Source organism: Undibacterium sp. Ji50W, from assembly GCF_049340445.1.
Lineage (GTDB): Bacteria > Pseudomonadota > Gammaproteobacteria > Burkholderiales > Burkholderiaceae_D > Undibacterium.
In genome coordinates, this window is the sequence record NZ_JBMPOX010000011.1 from 135,555 (window position 1) to 152,030 (window position 16,476).

General features: G+C 49.4%; 17 protein-coding genes. All 17 read right to left on the reverse strand.

Going from position 1 to position 16,476, the window contains the following annotated elements; translation table 11 throughout:
- Positions 1-57 precede the first annotated feature (57 nt).
- Complete coding sequence (locus ACO0K9_RS16675; RefSeq protein ID WP_422986899.1) at positions 58-1,743, reverse strand: ArnT family glycosyltransferase; 1,686 nt, start codon at positions 1,741-1,743, stop codon at positions 58-60.
- 149 nt (positions 1,744-1,892) lie between these two features.
- Positions 1,893-2,981 carry an EAL and HDOD domain-containing protein gene (locus ACO0K9_RS16680; RefSeq protein WP_422986901.1) on the reverse strand — a complete coding sequence of 363 codons (1,089 nt, stop codon included), beginning with the start codon at positions 2,979-2,981 and terminating at the stop codon, positions 1,893-1,895.
- A 165-nt stretch (positions 2,982-3,146) separates the two neighbouring features.
- Positions 3,147-3,779 carry a protein phosphatase CheZ gene (gene cheZ / locus ACO0K9_RS16685; protein WP_422986903.1) on the reverse strand — a complete coding sequence of 211 codons (633 nt, stop codon included), beginning with the start codon at positions 3,777-3,779 and terminating at the stop codon, positions 3,147-3,149.
- 30 nt (positions 3,780-3,809) lie between these two features.
- On the reverse strand, positions 3,810-4,199 hold the full coding sequence (gene cheY, locus ACO0K9_RS16690) for a chemotaxis response regulator CheY (RefSeq protein ID WP_110253727.1): 390 nt from the start codon (positions 4,197-4,199) through the stop codon (positions 3,810-3,812).
- A gap of 105 nt (positions 4,200-4,304) precedes the next feature.
- Positions 4,305-5,381, reverse strand: coding sequence for a protein-glutamate methylesterase/protein-glutamine glutaminase (locus ACO0K9_RS16695; protein ID WP_422986905.1), 1,077 nt, complete (start codon positions 5,379-5,381; stop codon positions 4,305-4,307).
- Positions 5,382-5,440: 59 nt separating this feature from the next.
- Entirely contained in the window at positions 5,441-6,049 is a 609-nt protein-coding gene (cheD, locus tag ACO0K9_RS16700; RefSeq protein WP_186951606.1) for a chemoreceptor glutamine deamidase CheD, read from the reverse strand.
- A complete protein-coding gene (locus tag ACO0K9_RS16705; protein ID WP_422986908.1) occupies positions 6,046-6,945 on the reverse strand; it encodes a CheR family methyltransferase in 900 nt (299 codons plus the stop codon). Before ACO0K9_RS16705 ends, cheD begins: the two co-directional genes overlap by 4 nt.
- Positions 6,946-7,145: 200 nt before the next feature.
- Positions 7,146-8,894 carry a methyl-accepting chemotaxis protein gene (locus ACO0K9_RS16710; RefSeq protein ID WP_422986910.1) on the reverse strand — a complete coding sequence of 583 codons (1,749 nt, stop codon included), beginning with the start codon at positions 8,892-8,894 and terminating at the stop codon, positions 7,146-7,148.
- An 83-nt stretch (positions 8,895-8,977) separates the two neighbouring features.
- Positions 8,978-9,496, reverse strand: coding sequence for a chemotaxis protein CheW (locus tag ACO0K9_RS16715; protein ID WP_422986912.1), 519 nt, complete (start codon positions 9,494-9,496; stop codon positions 8,978-8,980).
- 35 nt (positions 9,497-9,531) lie between these two features.
- A complete protein-coding gene (gene cheA / locus ACO0K9_RS16720) occupies positions 9,532-11,586 on the reverse strand; it encodes a chemotaxis protein CheA (protein WP_422986914.1) in 2,055 nt (684 codons plus the stop codon).
- A gap of 51 nt (positions 11,587-11,637) precedes the next feature.
- Positions 11,638-12,003 carry a response regulator gene (locus ACO0K9_RS16725; protein ID WP_422975756.1) on the reverse strand — a complete coding sequence of 122 codons (366 nt, stop codon included), beginning with the start codon at positions 12,001-12,003 and terminating at the stop codon, positions 11,638-11,640.
- Positions 12,004-12,054: 51 nt separating this feature from the next.
- The gene (locus ACO0K9_RS16730) at positions 12,055-12,603 is read right to left on the reverse strand and encodes a chemotaxis protein (protein WP_422986916.1); all 549 of its coding nucleotides are present in this window, start codon (positions 12,601-12,603) and stop codon (positions 12,055-12,057) included.
- A gap of 55 nt (positions 12,604-12,658) precedes the next feature.
- The gene (gene motB, locus ACO0K9_RS16735; RefSeq protein WP_422986918.1) at positions 12,659-13,582 is read right to left on the reverse strand and encodes a flagellar motor protein MotB; all 924 of its coding nucleotides are present in this window, start codon (positions 13,580-13,582) and stop codon (positions 12,659-12,661) included.
- A gap of 17 nt (positions 13,583-13,599) precedes the next feature.
- Complete coding sequence (motA, locus tag ACO0K9_RS16740; RefSeq protein ID WP_422986920.1) at positions 13,600-14,460, reverse strand: flagellar motor stator protein MotA; 861 nt, start codon at positions 14,458-14,460, stop codon at positions 13,600-13,602.
- Positions 14,461-14,578: 118 nt separating this feature from the next.
- Complete coding sequence (locus tag ACO0K9_RS16745; protein ID WP_422986922.1) at positions 14,579-15,385, reverse strand: SAM-dependent methyltransferase; 807 nt, start codon at positions 15,383-15,385, stop codon at positions 14,579-14,581.
- Between the two features lie 15 nt (positions 15,386-15,400).
- Complete coding sequence (flhC, locus tag ACO0K9_RS16750) at positions 15,401-15,955, reverse strand: flagellar transcriptional regulator FlhC (protein WP_422986924.1); 555 nt, start codon at positions 15,953-15,955, stop codon at positions 15,401-15,403.
- 46 nt (positions 15,956-16,001) lie between these two features.
- A complete protein-coding gene (flhD, locus tag ACO0K9_RS16755; protein ID WP_186945507.1) occupies positions 16,002-16,319 on the reverse strand; it encodes a flagellar transcriptional regulator FlhD in 318 nt (105 codons plus the stop codon).
- Between the last annotated feature and the right edge of the window lie 157 nt (positions 16,320-16,476).

Here is a 16,476-nt window from a genome sequence, read left to right on the forward strand (position 1 = left end):
GCAGGCGACAAGATTTCGCCCTCAGCACCCAACTCAATACTAAACTCAATGCCAAACTCAATTCACAAACAAAGTGCTATGACCGATTTTTTTACCGTTTATGAATTTGGATGCATACTTCTTTTCATTAAAATGCTGCAAATCCTCATCCAAGACGATGATACTGACTTTTTTCTCATCAGAAATCTTGTCAAACATGGTGTCGGTGACAACAATTTCGTTTTTATGCAGCTTGTTACCCCAAAACAGGTCGCTGCTGCGGCTGTCAATAATGCGTACCGGCTGCTTCAGGTAAAACGGCAGGGAAGACTGGTTTTCAAAGACCCGGTATAAAAATACTTCACTTTCGTTCTTGTTACTTTGCAATTCAAGCGCCATGGGCAGGGTTGATGTCCAATCGGAAGATGCCTGTAAAACACCGATTGCGGTAAACAATATCATTGCCGGCAATGCCACAAAAGGCAGCAGGCCAGTGCGCGGATAACGCCACACCAGCACACCGATACCGGCACTGAGTAGCGTCATCACGACCAGGCACCAATAAACAAAATGCATGCCACCCATGCCATAAATGCTGAGCGTTGCCAGCCATGCGCCCTTGCCGCCATCGGCCCACCAGGCCAGCGCAGCAAAAATCCCAGCCAGCACCAAAGCCACCAGTCCGCGAGCCCAGGCACTACCCATGGCCCTGTCTTCCAGCGCGAGCGCCAATTGCAGGGCCGCCAGCGGCATCACCACCACCAGATAATAATTGGCCTTGGCACTGGACAGGGAAAAGAACAATACAGGAATAATCCAGGCACAACTCAAGAAACTGCGCAATGACCTGGGCGTCGGTTGCACAGCTTTCACAAATAGCAGGAGCGGCAGGAAAAATGACCAGGGGAACAGGTAAATGAGCATCCTGGGCAGGTAATACCACCAGGCACCGGCATAGTAATCATGTGGCTCGCGCTTGCCCAAAAAACGCAGTACATGCTCATTGATGAAATAAAACCAGGCAAAAATCGGTTCGGCCATGATGGCGGCAATATGCCAGGGCGCAGCAATCAGGAAAAACAGCCCCAGCCCGCGCCAGTTCAGCCATGTGGCCAGTCGCGCAAAAAAATCCCGCAGCGAAGTCGATAGCAAGATAGTGTAGGCAAAAGTCACTATACCGAACAGAATAATCGCAACAAAGCCCTTTGCCAGCAAAGCAAGGGCAAGAAAAGTCATGGACCAGTACAAGCGCTTCTTTTCACCGGAAATGCTATACAAATAGCCCGACATCAATGCCCCCGTCAACATCGCCGTCAGCAACATGTCAAACATCAGGGTACGCGACATGGCGATCACGCCCAGACCGCTGATAAACATCAGTGCAGCGAGTTTTGCTGCATTCGGGCGTGCGATCTGGCGTCCAAACCACATCATCATGCCGACACAAGCCAGGGCAGACAACGCCGGCACCAGGCGTGCCGCCCATTCATGCTCGCCAAACAGGGCAAATGAGAAGGCCGTCAGCCAATACAGCAATGGTGGCTTTTCCATATAAGCCAGACCGTTCAGGTGCGGGATGATCCAGTTATGCCAATCGCCAGCCGCCAGCATTTCCCTGGGTATTTCGGCGTACAGGCCTTCATTGTTGTCCAGAATCGGGTAGGCACCCAAACCATAGGCAAGAAAGAAAAAAGCCAATAGCCATACCAACCAGGCAGGAATATCCGGCAGTTGTACTTTCTGGCTAGGCTGAACAAAACTCATAAAGACAATAAACTTATTGATCGGTGCGAGCGTATTCTACGCATCTTCAAAATTGTTTTTTGGAAAAGTAACGATTATTCAAACACTTGAGTCAAAACAAAAAAAAGACAAGCAACATGCTTGTCTTTTTATTGCTCTCAAGGAAATAATCAAGCGGCAGAAGCAACATTCTTCGCCCACACCAGCGATGCCATGTGCGCGGCATTCAAATCGGCAGGGCTAATTTTCAATGACTCTGCCAGTGAACCGACCAGCATGCTATTGAGCTCACATGCTTCCGCCAGAGCCAGGAAAGGGCCATAGGTGCCACCACGGGAAATCAGGGCTTCGGTCACGACTTCAGGCAACTGTACGGTGGACAGCACTTCTTCCATCGAGATTCCCAATAACCTGTCCAGCAGGGAAAACATACCTGCTACAAACAGGTTTTCAGCTTCACTCTTGGACATTTTGCCCTGCCCCAGCGCTTCAGCCAGGCGACCACGGACAATCGCAGTCTCCAGCAGCACAGGCGAATAGCCACTGGTACTGGCCGTTGCCAACAACACGGTCAGCCAACGGTACAAGGGGCTGTATCCCAGCATTTGCACCGCATGCTTCAGCGACTGCACTTCAGTTCTCAGGCCAAAACCTGCAGAGTTAATATAGCGCAGTAACTTATAGGCCAGCGTGGCATCACGTTTGACGACAGCTTCCAGTTGCTGTATGTCGGCATTTTTCCTGACCATTTCCATCAATTGCAAAATGGTGGTTTGTGCGGTATTCAGGGTTTTGGGTGCACTGCTTGGACGCGGTGTCAAATGCAGTTTGCCGACAAAACTATCAAGGCCCAATGCGGAACAGGCATCAAAATCCTGCCAGGTCATGATGTTGCGGGCAACCATACGCACTGTCGATTGCTTCAGTGCTGCATAGACTTTGGCCTGGGATGCAAAATTGGCTGCATTCAATTGCACTTCAAGATGGGTGATCAGGGCAAAATAAGAACGCTCCAGCGTTGTTAATTCGGCACCACGCAAGCAAATACCAAACCCAAGCTGACGTAATTCAGTCACTACCGCCAGTGTTTCAGGGTTGGCGAAATACTTTTTATGCAAAATCAGGACGGTGTTTTCTGCCGGCAGCAGCTTTAAGCCCCGTGCGTGCAACAACTCTGGCACGGCTTCGAGGAACAGCAGGCTGTCACCGAGTAAAAAACCCTTGTCATCATCATGCAGTTCCTCAGCGACAAACTCCATGAGTTCGCTCAGGCTTTCTGTACTCGATTCAATATCCTGATTAGGCTGCTGCCAAGAAAATTGAAATCCGATTACCCGCTGTTTGGGATCAAGTAATGGTTCCCTGACAATGAAGCTCGCTTCGATCATTTTATCTAGTATGTATGTTAATTAGGAATGAAACAGTCAGAACCCAAGGCTATCCAGCAAATCATCTACCTGCCCCTGATTTGCCACTACCTCGGCATTTCCTTCCGGATTGATTTGCGGACCATTCAACAGTCCATCTGATATGTCCCGCTTGACTTCATCAGGCGAGTAATCTATCAGCAGTTGCACCAGTTGCTGCTCCAGACTCTGAGCCAGTTCAGTTACTTTCTTGATGACCTGACCAGTCAGGTCCTGGAAATCTTGCGCCATCATGATATCCATCAGATGAGACTTGGTTTCCACACTGTTTTCACTGGCCATTTTCAGGTAAGCCTGCATCTGCTGCGCAATGTCCTGATACTGCGCAGTTGATACAGACGCTGACTGCATCACAGTCAAAGCCGCACTCAGCGTTTTGGCTTCTGAATCCAGTGTTTCTTGCAAGGGGATGGCAGCATCAGTTGCATTCAACACCCGCTGCGCCGCCTTTTCAGACATTTTTGCAACATAGTCCAGCCGGTCACGTGCGTCAGGAATACCTTCTGCTGCCTTTTCCAACAATTTATCCAGGCCCAGACCACGCAAACTATCGTGCAACAGCCTGGTCATGTGCCCTACTCTATGCAGGAGGTCATCTTGTTCAGTACTTTGACTTATGTTCTGACTCATGTTTTCCCCCGTTGAAAACTGATGGTCTTGCTATTTCCCCAGTTTTTCAAAAATTTTGGTCAGTTTCTCGTCCAGGGTAGCAGCCGTGAATGGTTTCACGACGTAACCGTTGGCACCCGCCTGCGCAGCAGCAATGATGTTTTCTTTCTTCGCTTCTGCAGTTACCATCAGTACCGGCATTTTCGACAAAGCTGGATCAGCACGAATATGCTGCAACATGGTCAAACCATCCATATTGGGCATATTCCAGTCTGAGATGACAAAATCGAAATCACCATTCTTCAACTTTGCCAATCCCATTGCACCATCTTCTGCTTCATCGACATTGGAATATCCCAATTCTTTAAGCAAATTCCGCACTATGCGACGCATAGTAGAAAAGTCATCAACTACTAAAAATTTGAGATTTTGATCGGCCATGAATTACTCCACTATTTCTTTAAGGACAGTTATTAGCATTATCGGACAAATTTACATAAAACGGTGCTGAAATTGCAGTAAAGCATCAAATTCTACCTTAATGCATCAAACCCTCAAAGCTCTGCTGCCATGAGTTGCCAGGTAATGCAGGACCTTGGTGGGCAATTCATTCAATGGGCCAACCTCATTGGTGGCACCAATTGCGATTGCTTCACGCGGCATACCAAATACTACACAACTTGCTTCGTCTTGGGCAAAATTGTACGCACCAGCATTTTTCATCTCCAGCATACCCACGGCACCATCCTTGCCCATACCGGTCAAAATAACGCCAACTGCATTTTTACCGGCATAGACTGCAGCAGACTTGAATAACACATCCACAGAAGGCCGGTGCCGGTTCACCGGCGGTCCCTGGTCAAGCTGGGTGACGTAATTGGCACCACTGCGCCCCAGCAACAGGTGGGAATGGCCGGGCGCTATATAAGCATGCCCTGGCAATACCCGCTCGCCGCCGCTGGCTTCGGAAACCGAAATTTTGCACAAACCGTCTAGTCGCTTGGCAAATGAGCGGGTAAAGCCTTCCGGCATATGCTGGGTAATCAGAATACCCGGACAATCTGACGGCATTTGCACCAGGAAGTTCTTGATCGCTTCGGTCCCGCCTGTCGAGGCACCGATAATAATTAGTTTTTCACTACTTGTCAGCGGATTTCTAACCGGTGGCAATACCCCGCCAGTAGCCTGCGTACCGCCTGCTGGGGGCAGGCTGCGTGGACGGATTCTGGCCTTGGACGCGATCCGGATTTTATCGGTGATCAGTTCGGTATATTCCAGCATGCCGCTCTGGATGGACAACTTGGGTTTGGTGACAAAATCCACCGCGCCCAATTCCAGTGCACGCATGGTGATTTCCGAACCTCGCTCTGTCAGGGATGAGACCATGATGACAGGCATGGGCCGCAAGCGCATGAGGCGCTCCAGAAAATCCAGGCCATCCATTTTGGGCATCTCCACATCCAGCGTCAGTACATCCGGATTGGTCTGCTTGATCATCTCGCGGGCCACCAGGGGATCAGGGGCCACACCGACGACTTCCATGTCGGGCTGGCTGCCAATAATCTCGCTCATGACGCTGCGTATCAGGGCCGAATCGTCAACAATCAATACTTTAATTTTCATTACAAAATACTCCGCAATCAGAGGTGCCTGGCAATCAGTGCCAGGCATCAATACAGTGACTAAAACAGGTCGACTTCACCACCAACCGAGGTAGTCTTGAGCCTGCTTGCATAATCCTGTTCACGCCTTCTGAGGGTATCGTTATGTTCTACTTTCAATTTCTTCACCAAAACTTTGCCTGTCCTTGGGAAGAAATAGACTTTACGCGGGTAAATATCATTAAGATCTTCAGCAATCACGCGCATTCTTTCTGCGCGCAGGTAATCCAGTACAAACTTGGCATTCCGCTCACCGACATTAATGGCGGTGAAACCACGCAAGACATTGCCACCACCAAATACCTTGGCTTCCATGTTTTCACGCTTCGCCCCAGCTTTCAGGAGTTCATTGATCAACACTTCCATCGCATAGGTACCGTAGCGCATGGATGCAGATACCGGATTATCGGCATCACCACCGCTATCCGGCAACATGAAATGGTTCATGCCACCGACCCCGGACACCCGGTCACGTATGCAGGCAGAAACACAGGAACCCAGCACCGTGACAATCAGCATGTCCTTGTTCGTGAAATAAAATTCACCGGGCAGGATTTTGGCGGCATCGCAATCAAACGTCCTGTCGTAATAGACGTTCGTGGCAAAATGCTCTTCACTTAACTGGCTCATGGATTGCCCTTCTGCAGATGACGCGATGCTGTTCTGGTTCCTGAAGCAAGGGATTTGGCCAACTCATACACCGTCTTGCCTCTGAGCTTGAAATCATCTGACACGTATAGAAAATTCTCCGAATGGCCGGCAAACAACAGCCCATCTGACTTCATCAAGGGAACAAATTTCTTCAAAATTTTGCTTTGGGTAGGTTTGTCAAAATAGATCATGACATTCCGGCAAAAAATCGCATCAAATTCGCCGCTTAAAGACCAACTGTCTTCCAATAAATTCAATTGTTTGAAAGTAATCAGATCGCGCAATTCAGGTCTGACACGCACCAGTCCCTCCTGCGCGCCCTTGCCTTTTAAAAAAAACTTTCTGGTTCTTTCTGCCGACAGTTTTTCTATACGGTCCAGGTTATACACCCCGCGTGAAGCCGTCTCCAGGACATTCGTATCAATATCAGTGGCGATGATATGTGCCGGCGGTTTTAGTGTGCCAAATGCTTCGCACAAGGTCATCGCGATGGAATAAGGTTCTTCACCGGTGGAACTGGCAGAACACCAGATATTGACCGCTTCTTTTTTTCCGGCAACATGCGAGGCAAGTATGGGGAAATGATGTTCTTCCCTGAAAAATGAGGTCAGGTTGGTGGTGAGCGCATTGGTAAAGGCTTCCCACTCCGAATCGATCTCCTGATTTTCAAGACTATCCAGATATTCTGAAAATGAATGGATTCCTGTTGCGCGCAAACGACGCGCCAGGCGGCTGTACACCATCTCCTGTTTGCTGTCAGCCAAAGAAATACCGGCTCTTTTGTATATCAGGTCTCTGACACGATCAAAATCACGTGCATTGAAAGAAAATTCTTTTGAACTGTCAGACCTGTTTTTGTCGATGGATTTCGTCATTTAATACCTTCCCTAACTCTCACCATCATCTTCAGAAGCGTATGCACCATTTCTGCACGAAATCTAATTAACACAATACACCATGAAGAATTAGTTCCGGGCTAAAAACTGGCTGCGACATTAAAAATTATGTGTCTTTTGTCTGCTTCAACCACACTGAAGCAGAGCGACGCTTCCTTCGATCAAAAACCAACTACATGTCAAAACTCTTCCCAGTCATCTTCATTGCGTTTGCTGGCTTCGGCCGCCTGGCGGCCTGGCCCGGATGTCGGTCTGGCTGACTCTGCTGCTTTAGCAGTAGTAGCAGCGGTCCGTGGCAATGCCTTGACTTCCTGACGGGCAGCGGCTGCAACCTTGGCTGGCGGGGCCTTGCTGACGGTAGGTTTAACCGTATGATTTGTAGCGGCCTGCAATTTGAAGACGCTGACTGCCTCAGCCAGAGCCACGGCCTGTTCTTCCATGCTTTCTGCCGCTGCCGCTGCCTGTTCTACCAGAGCGGCATTCTGTTGTGTCATTTCATCCATCTGGGTAATCGCCAGATTCACCTGTTCTATGCCTGAACTTTGTTCCTGGCTGGCTGCCGTGATCTCGCTCATGATGTCGGCCACATGCTGGACGCTGGTGACAATTTCATCCATGGTCTTGCCGGCTTCATCCACCAGCCTGCTACCCTGGTCCACCTTGTCGACCGAATCACTGATGAGGGATTTGATTTCCTTGGCAGCACTGGCACTGCGTTGTGCCAGATTGCGTACTTCAGCCGCTACCACGGCAAAACCACGGCCCTGTTCACCTGCCCTGGCGGCTTCCACCGCTGCATTCAGGGCCAGGATGTTGGTCTGAAAGGCAATCCCGTCGATGACGCCTATGATGTCGACAATCTTGCGTGAACTTTCCTTGATGGAACCCATGGTGCTGACCACCTGCCCCACCACGGCACCGCCTTTGACTGCAACACCAGATGCCGACACCACCAGTTGATTGGCCTGCCGTGCATTGTCGGCATTTTGCCGGACGGTGCTGGTCAGTTCTTCCATGGAACTGGCAGTTTCTTCCAGCGAACTGGCTTGCGATTCGGTGCGACTCGACAAATCGGCATTGCCAGAGGCAATTTCTCGCGACGCCACGGTAATGGTTTCAGTACCGACCCTGACCTGCCCTACCGTTGCGGCCAGATTGTCATTCATGTTTTTGAGGGCCTGCAACAGCGACGCCACTTCATCATTGCCGGATACACTGACCTGACTGCGCAAGTCACCATCAGCAACAGTCTCTGCCAGGCCCAATGCTTCTTGCAAAGGCTGGGTAATACTGCGCGTAATGGCCCAGGCGAACAAGGCACCAATTGCCAGCGCAGATACCAGAATAATGTACAGCCACATCGTCAGTTTGGCACCGGCGGCAGCCGAGGTTTCAAATACTTGCTTGGTAGCGACATCCTGCAAATCGACCAGCCGGTTCATTTCAATAATGGATTTGGAATTCAGCGGATCGATGACGGAAGAAATGATTTTCACCGCACCTTCTGCATTAAAGGCCAAAGCCTGGCCGACCGCATCTTTAAAAGGTTTTTCTATTTCCTTGTCGAGTTTTGCGATGTCACCAACAATTTTTTTTTCTTCGTCATTCAAGCCCAGCGTGGACAGTTTTTCTTTGGCGTCGTCGTATTTTTTGCGCTGCGCCTTGACCTTGCCTTCTTCTTTCTGCATTTCGCCAACATCCGACTGAATGCCAATATTACGCATCGCAATACCGCCTTCCAGCAAGGCGCTTTTCATGTTGTTTGCCAATACCTGTTTTTGACTGGCGAGAGTCAAGCCGTCCACCATCGCCTTGCGGTTATTCCCGCTGAGGGCATTGACGAATAAGATAACGGTAATCAAACCCGCTAAAATAATGGCAAAGCCTGTCCCCAGTCGAGTCCCGATCTTAAAATTTCTAAGGTTCATAGTGTCTCCTCTTCCTTCTTTATTGGCTTCTATATTGTTATTTATTTACCCGATGCCATCATAGAAAACGCCTACAAATTACATTATGCAGCGGCAGCATCCACCAAGCCCATTTCCGGACTGGACATGAGCTTGTCGATATCAACCAATATCAGCATCCTGTCGTCCAGGGTGCCCAGCCCGATCAGGAAATCGGTGCTGAAAGTAGTTCCCATTTCGGGCGCCGGCCTTACCTGCTCCGGCAACAAGGTCGTCACGTCAGACACGCTGTCCACCACCATGCCGACAATCCGTCCTTCAATATTCAGGATAATCACGACCGTGAATTGATCATAGGTAGGCGTACCCAGGTTGAACTTGATGCGCATATCCACGACTGGAACAATAATGCCGCGCAAATTGATGACGCCTTTTAAAAACTCTGGTGCATTCGCGATGCGTGTAACGGCTTCATAACCGCGTATTTCCTGAACCTTGAGGATGTCAATGCCGTATTCCTCATTACCCAAGGTAAAAGCCAGAAATTCATGTCCGGCAATATCAGTTTTACTACCGCCGTTATGTGAACTACCGTCAGCACCCGCCTGTGAAAATTGCGTCATTTCTTTTTCCTCGTCTTAAATGTACAACTTATTGGTTATCGCGCAGTGCGCAAAACAGCGGCAACATCAAGAATGAGTGCCACGCCGCCATCACCAAGAATAGTCGCACCGGAAATTCCCGGGACTTTCTTGTAGTTTGATTCGATGTTTTTCACTACCACCTGTTGTTGTCCAACCAGATCATCAACAAACAAGGCTGCTTTTTTTCCGTCCACTTCAACGATGACGACAATGCCATCAGATGGATCTGTATATTTGGGTTCTATATCAAAGAATTCATACAGCGGTACCAGCGGCAAGTATTCGTCGCGTACTTTGACCACACGCCCCTTGCCATTGACTTCCTTGATGTCGGCCTTGGCAGGCTGCAGGGATTCCATCACAAAGCCCAGGGGCAGGATATAAATCTCGTTGCCGAATTTGATCGACATGCCATCCAGAATTGCCAGCGTCAACGGCAATGAAATCGTAATCGTCGTGCCATAACCTTTGGCAGAGCGGATATCCACCACCCCGCCCATGGCAGCAATATTGCGCTTGACGACATCCATGCCCACGCCACGTCCGGACACATCGGTAACTGTCTCTGCAGTGGAAAACCCTGGCGCAAAAATCAGTTGCCAGACTTCCGGATCGCTCATGGAGTCTGACACGGTCAGTCCATTCTGCTTGGCCTTGGCGAGGATTTTATCTCTATGCAGGCCGCCGCCATCATCGCTGACTTCAATCACGATGTTGCCACCCTGATGTACCGCCGACAGCGACAATTTACCCGTCTCGTTTTTGCCCGACTGCGCCCGGGTAGCCGGCATTTCTATACCATGATCGATACTATTCCTGACCAGATGCGTCAGCGGGTCAACGATCCGCTCTATCAGACCTTTGTCGAGTTCAGTTGAGGCACCATAGGTAACCAGTTCCACTTTTTTCCCCAGCTTGGTCGCCAGGTCGCGCACCATGCGCGGAAAACGTGAGAATACATAGTCCATAGGCATCATGCGTATCGACATGACGGCCTCTTGCAGGTCCCGGGTATTTCTGGTCAGATGCCCGACGCTGCTTAACAAGCGTTCGTTGGCAATCGGGTCCAGGTCCTGGGTGCGCTGTTCCAGCATGGCCTGGGTAATCACCAGTTCGCCGATCAGGTTGATCAACTGATCGACCTTCTCTATGCCCACGCGTATGGTGGATGATTCTTGCGAATTGGCGACTTTCTCTGTTTCTTTTTTTGCTGCCGGCTTTTTATCGTTCGCGACGACTGACTTGTCCTGCGCCACGGGTTCAGGACTGGTATTTTCAACCTGTGCCTCGGCTTTGTTTTCCTCCGGTGGAAACATGGCATCCAGCGGTTCAAAGAAACCATAACCAAGATCGTCATCCGAAGGCGCTGCCTTCGCGACGGGCGCACTATTCATGGCCTGTTCAGAAATTTTCAGACTGTCAGGATTCAGGATGAAAGAACAGATGGAAATAATGTCATCCTTGCCCTCATTCGTGCGCAGGCTCAGGACCACCTTGTCACCCGTGTTTTCATCGCGCGAAATATCCCCCAGCAAACCCAGTTCAGACATCAATGCCGCAGCATCTTCTGGTGTCACTTTGGGCAACTCTATGCGGAAAGAGGTTTTGTACACCGCGTTATGCGTACCACTGTCGGCGCTCTTATTGACAAAGCTGGCCACCGGAGCAGAAACCGGCACCACATCCTGCGACAGGGATTGCAACAGCATTCTGACATCGGCAACCGCATCCTGATCTACTGGCGTTCCCAGCTTGTGGCCGTCAAGCTGCATTTTCAGGATATCTTTTGCGATCAGAAAGGCGTCAACATGCTCCGCCGTTAACGCCATTTCACCCTTGCGAATTTTATCCAGCAAAGACTCAAGTATGTGCGTGACCTCGGTCATGTCGGTCAGACCAAAGGTAGACGCACCACCCTTGATGGAATGGGCAGCCCTGAATATGGCGTTCAGATCTTCAGGATCTGGGGAAGCGATATCGACGGCAAGTAACAATTTTTCCTTCTCGGCAAGAAGCTCTTCTGCCTCGTCGAAAAAAACTTGGAAAAACTGACTCATGTCAATCGTCATTATTTCACTCCGTGATTTACATTTGTTTGCCCGGGGAACAGGGACATTTTTTTAGCCAATCACTTTTTTAACTACTTCAGTCAGCTTTTGCGGATCAAACGGTTTTACCAGCCAGCCATTGGCACCGGCAGCACGACCCTTGGCTTTCATGTCATCACTGGATTCTGTAGTCAGCATGAGGATAGGTACGCGCTGATAAGAAGGTAATCCCCGCAATGATTTGATCAGCGTCAAGCCATCCATTCTTGGCATGTTTTGATCTGTCAACACCAGGTCAACAACCTGGTTGCGGGCCTTTTCCAGACCATCCTGACCGTCCACTGCTTCAATCACCAGATATCCGGCTGCCTTCAAGCTAAACGCCACCATCTGCCTCAAAGAGCCAGAATCATCCACAGCTAAAATTGTCTTGGCCATATTTACTCCGTTATACGAATTGTAGGCAGCTTCAAACCACTGCCTCTTGATTTAAAATAACTCTATATCACCGCTATCCAAATGCTTTTGATGCACGGCTTTTCGCAGCAAATTCTTCAGGTCTACACTTTGCTTTTCCAGTCGCATCGTGGTTTCCCGCAACAAGGCAGGCAAATTATCGGCCCCACCATCGTGTTCGATATCATTACCAACCACACCGAGCGTACCCAGTACTTCCCGCAGACCTTCACAACGCTGCAAAGTTCTTGAAATCAACTGACTGGTCAAATCCTGAAACTGCAGGCTGGTCACAGCCGCATTGATATGCGTCGCGATATCACCCTGTATTGTCTTGAGGCGATTGATACTTGCATCTGACACATTGCCCGAACCGATGATCAGGTTGATTTCTTCCTGTTCACTCGAAATCGCCGCGTGTAAAGCCATGAAGCTGACACCCAGCTTTTCTATCGCTTCACCCAAGAGTATGGCTGTCTGTGCGAGGTCCGTTTCTACTTCCAGCAAATGGGCGTTGCCGTGATCAGACACGCCGGACAACAGCTGTTTGACCTCAGAACCCAATATTTTCTTTTTGGACATCATAAGTATCCTATCTTCACATTTTGACTTAATGATGCTGTGCCAGTACTGCCTATCAAGGCTTCACAGATATTTCAGCGCTTGAGTCGGATTGATTTGCAACTTCGATAGAACCACCATCCTGAGAAGCAGACTGCTCGGCTTTCTTGTTCATGACAATGATACTTATGCGGCGATTAATAGGATTCAAAGGATCTTGTTTATCAAATAAAACTGACGAGGAAAGGCCAACTACCCGCAACACCTTGGTCTCGTCCATGCCACCATAAATCAACTCTCTCCTGGAAGCATTCGCCCGGTCGGCCGACAATTCCCAGTTACTATATCCTTTTTCACCACTGCCATAGGCAGCTGCATCGGTATGCCCGGACAGGCTGATACGGTTAGGCACATCATTCAGGGCCTTGCCGATTTCATGCAAAATCTCGCGGGTATAAGGCTGCAAATCAGCTTTTGCCAGCGCAAACATGGGCCGGTTTTGTTCGTCCACCATCTGTATGCGCAAGCCTTCGGTCGTAATATCAAGCAACAACTGCTTCTTGTATTGTTTCAGCGTGGGATTCGACTCAATGGCTGCCTCGATTTTAGCCTTCAAGCCTTTCAACCTGTCGGCTTCCACTTTGGCCAGAGCAGCTTCCGCGGCCTGCAGATTATAGGTTTTCTTTTGCGCGTCTATCTCGCCTTTGCGATTTTGTCCTTCACGCGCACTGAGATCCTTACCGCCACCCTTGATCACGCTGGAACTGTCACCACTGCCGTCGCCCCCCGCCATCGCCACTTTCAAGGGCGTTTGGAAATACTCGGCAATGCCATTCAAGTTACCCTTGGCAGTAGAGCCAAGCAACCACATCAGCAAGAAAAACGCCATCATCGCCGTCACAAAATCGGCATACGCAATTTTCCACGCGCCGCCATGGTGGCCACCGGCCACCTTTTTAATGCGCTTGACGATAATCGGTCGTAATTCTTCGCTTGCCATCATCAATCCAGTGATTGTTATTTAGATTTTGATTGCTTGATATGATCTTCCAGCTCGATGAAGGTCGGCCTTTCAGTGGAATACAAGACTTTTCTGCCGAACTCGACCGCCAGTGCCGGTGCGTAACCATTCAGGCTGGCCAGCAATGTCACCTTGATGCACTGAAAGGTTTTGGATGATTCATCCAGTTGCTGCTCCATCAGGCCAGCCAGCGGGCCAACAAAACCATACGCCAACAAAATACCGAGGAAGGTACCGACCAGCGCATGGGCAATCAAAATCCCCAGTTCGGACGGAGGAATACCAACGGATTCCATCGTATGCACCACCCCCATCACCGCAGCCACAATACCGAACGCCGGCAAGCCATCACCCAGTTTGGCAATGAAATGCGCAGGCACCGCACCTTCGTGGTGATGCGTTTCCAATTCATTGTCCATCAAATTCTCGATCTGGAAGGCATCCATATTCCCCGACACCATCAGACGCAGATAATCGCCGATGAATTCCATCATGTGATGGTCATGCACGATGGCTGGATACTTGCTGAAGAGCGGGCTTTCTTCCGGTTTTTCGATATCCCCTTCAATCGACATCAAGCCCTCTTTCCTGACCTTGGTCAGGACATCAAACAGCATGGTCATCAATTCCATGTACAGCGCCTTGGTGTACTTCGACCCCTTCAATACACCTGGCAATGCCTTCAATGTCGCTTTCAAAGTTTTCGCATTATTGCCAACCAGAGACGCACCAGCAGCAGCACCACCAATCATCAACAGTTCCAGCGGCTGGAACAATACGGCAATATGCCCGCCAGACATGACGAAGCCACCAAACACGGAGCCCAATACGACAATATAGCCGACTATAACTAACACGAGTGCTTACTCCTTACAGAGAAAATCCACAATATCGCTTCACACTAACTCAGTCCAGCCCCGAAAAACCAGAAACGAAAGTTAAATATTGCTTCAGGAATACATTTCAATATGAACATTATATGCGCCAGACATATAGAACGGGGTCATTCGCACCGCTTTTTATCTGCAAATCCGCTTCAATACCCGGTATTGGGAACTCATAACTCATCAATAAAGCCCCCTTCTTCATTTCGGCCTGTGCTTTTTCCCACAAAGCAGGCATGGCCGCTGGTGACAGGTAAGCAAAAATCAGATCAAAGCCGGCAAAATCCAGCGCCAGATAATTCCCTAAAAAAAACTCTGCACTCCCGCTTGAGAATCGCGCCCGTATCCAGCTGGCCAACCATGGAAATGGTGCAATTTCCACACCATAAAAATGCTGCTCTGGCCGGGCCCGCGACAAATTCAAAGACAAACCACCAAAGCCGCTACCGACATCAATGAAACGCAATCCGGGCATTGTTGGCATTTGCTCAAGAATACACGGCAACAAACTGGATTTGGAAGGAAAATATGGTACCTGGGTGCGGTAGGTTGACCAAAACAACAATACCATGAGCACAAAGATGAGCAGGCTGTAGCCGGGGCTTAACTGATACACCAGTGAAGCCACCACTGCATAAGGGAAAAAGAATTCGATCAGCCACCACCACCACTGCAGGCGCAGCATGATGCTGATCAGGACGGCGAACAGGGAATGTGCAACCAGGATAAGGTAAGGCGACAGACTTGCCGCGAAAAACTCTTTATCCAGGTTATACAGAATATAGGACAGCAAGAGCGCAATACACTGAACGAATAATGCGCGAATTGCCGGAGACGACAGGATGCTGCCATCAGGAGAAATTTTGCCTTTGGGACTTTTCGATGACGCTAGTTCCAAGGCTCCTCCTATTTTTTATGCGACCAGCTCCATTGCGGATTCTGCGTCTTTTGCTTTTTTTGTTTTTCCTGCTCTCGACGGAACATGGCAGAGCCCACATGCATAATCATCATGCAAATCCAGGCTATGCGCAACAAAATGCCCACCGCATTTGCAACATTTTGCAAAACTGAGCATTTTTCCTTCAAAAAAGCGCACCAGCGTCCACGCACGCGTCAAAGACAGCACAGGTTCTTCACCAACCGGCACGGCGATCTGCTCCAGATACAGTTTGTATGCCTTGATCACCGCATCAATACCATCCACCCCAGCATGCTCACGCAGGTATTTATGAATATTCATAAACAGGGAAGAATGAATATTCGGCTGCCAGGTAGTGAACCAGTCGGCAGAAAAAGGCAGCATGCCTTTGGGTGGGGACACACCCTTCAATTCCTTGTAAATCTTCAGCAGACGTTCGCGCGACAAAGAGGTTTCGGATTCCAGCAACTGCAGCCGGGCACCCAGGTTAACCAGTTCAATTGCCAATTGAATTTCGTGAGCTTCGTTCACTACGCTTTTGCCTGCCATGATTCTCTCCATTTACCGGAATGATTACTATTGACGAATTAATGGATTAATGGATTTCTTCCACAGCCTGGCCAGCCATCAGGATCGCAGCATGCGAATGGGCCAAAGCGCGTTCCTTGTTGTAATTTGTCAACATGCACAAAATGGAGCTGTCTTCGAATCTAAAACGCGCCAGCATCATATTGGAACCAGCCAGTTTCAATATCTGTGCGTTATTCAAGCCTTCGATCAGGTCAGCAATTTCCTTGCCTATACCCAAACGGAAAATGGCAGTTGCCTTATCAGCACGGATCATTTGTTGCGCCAGCATCAAGTAGCTTAAATTAGCGTCCCGAATTTCGGCCATCATATCGTTCTGAGTCATTGTCCTACCCTCCAGTTTGTAATCAGCGGCATCAATTGCGTTGCCAGTGAGATACATTGTGCAGGCAAGCCTATAGACGCTGTATAAGCGAGAGTATGTATTTAAATACAGAAAAAAACGAAAGCATGCCGTAGGAAAATATCCTACAGGCACATTT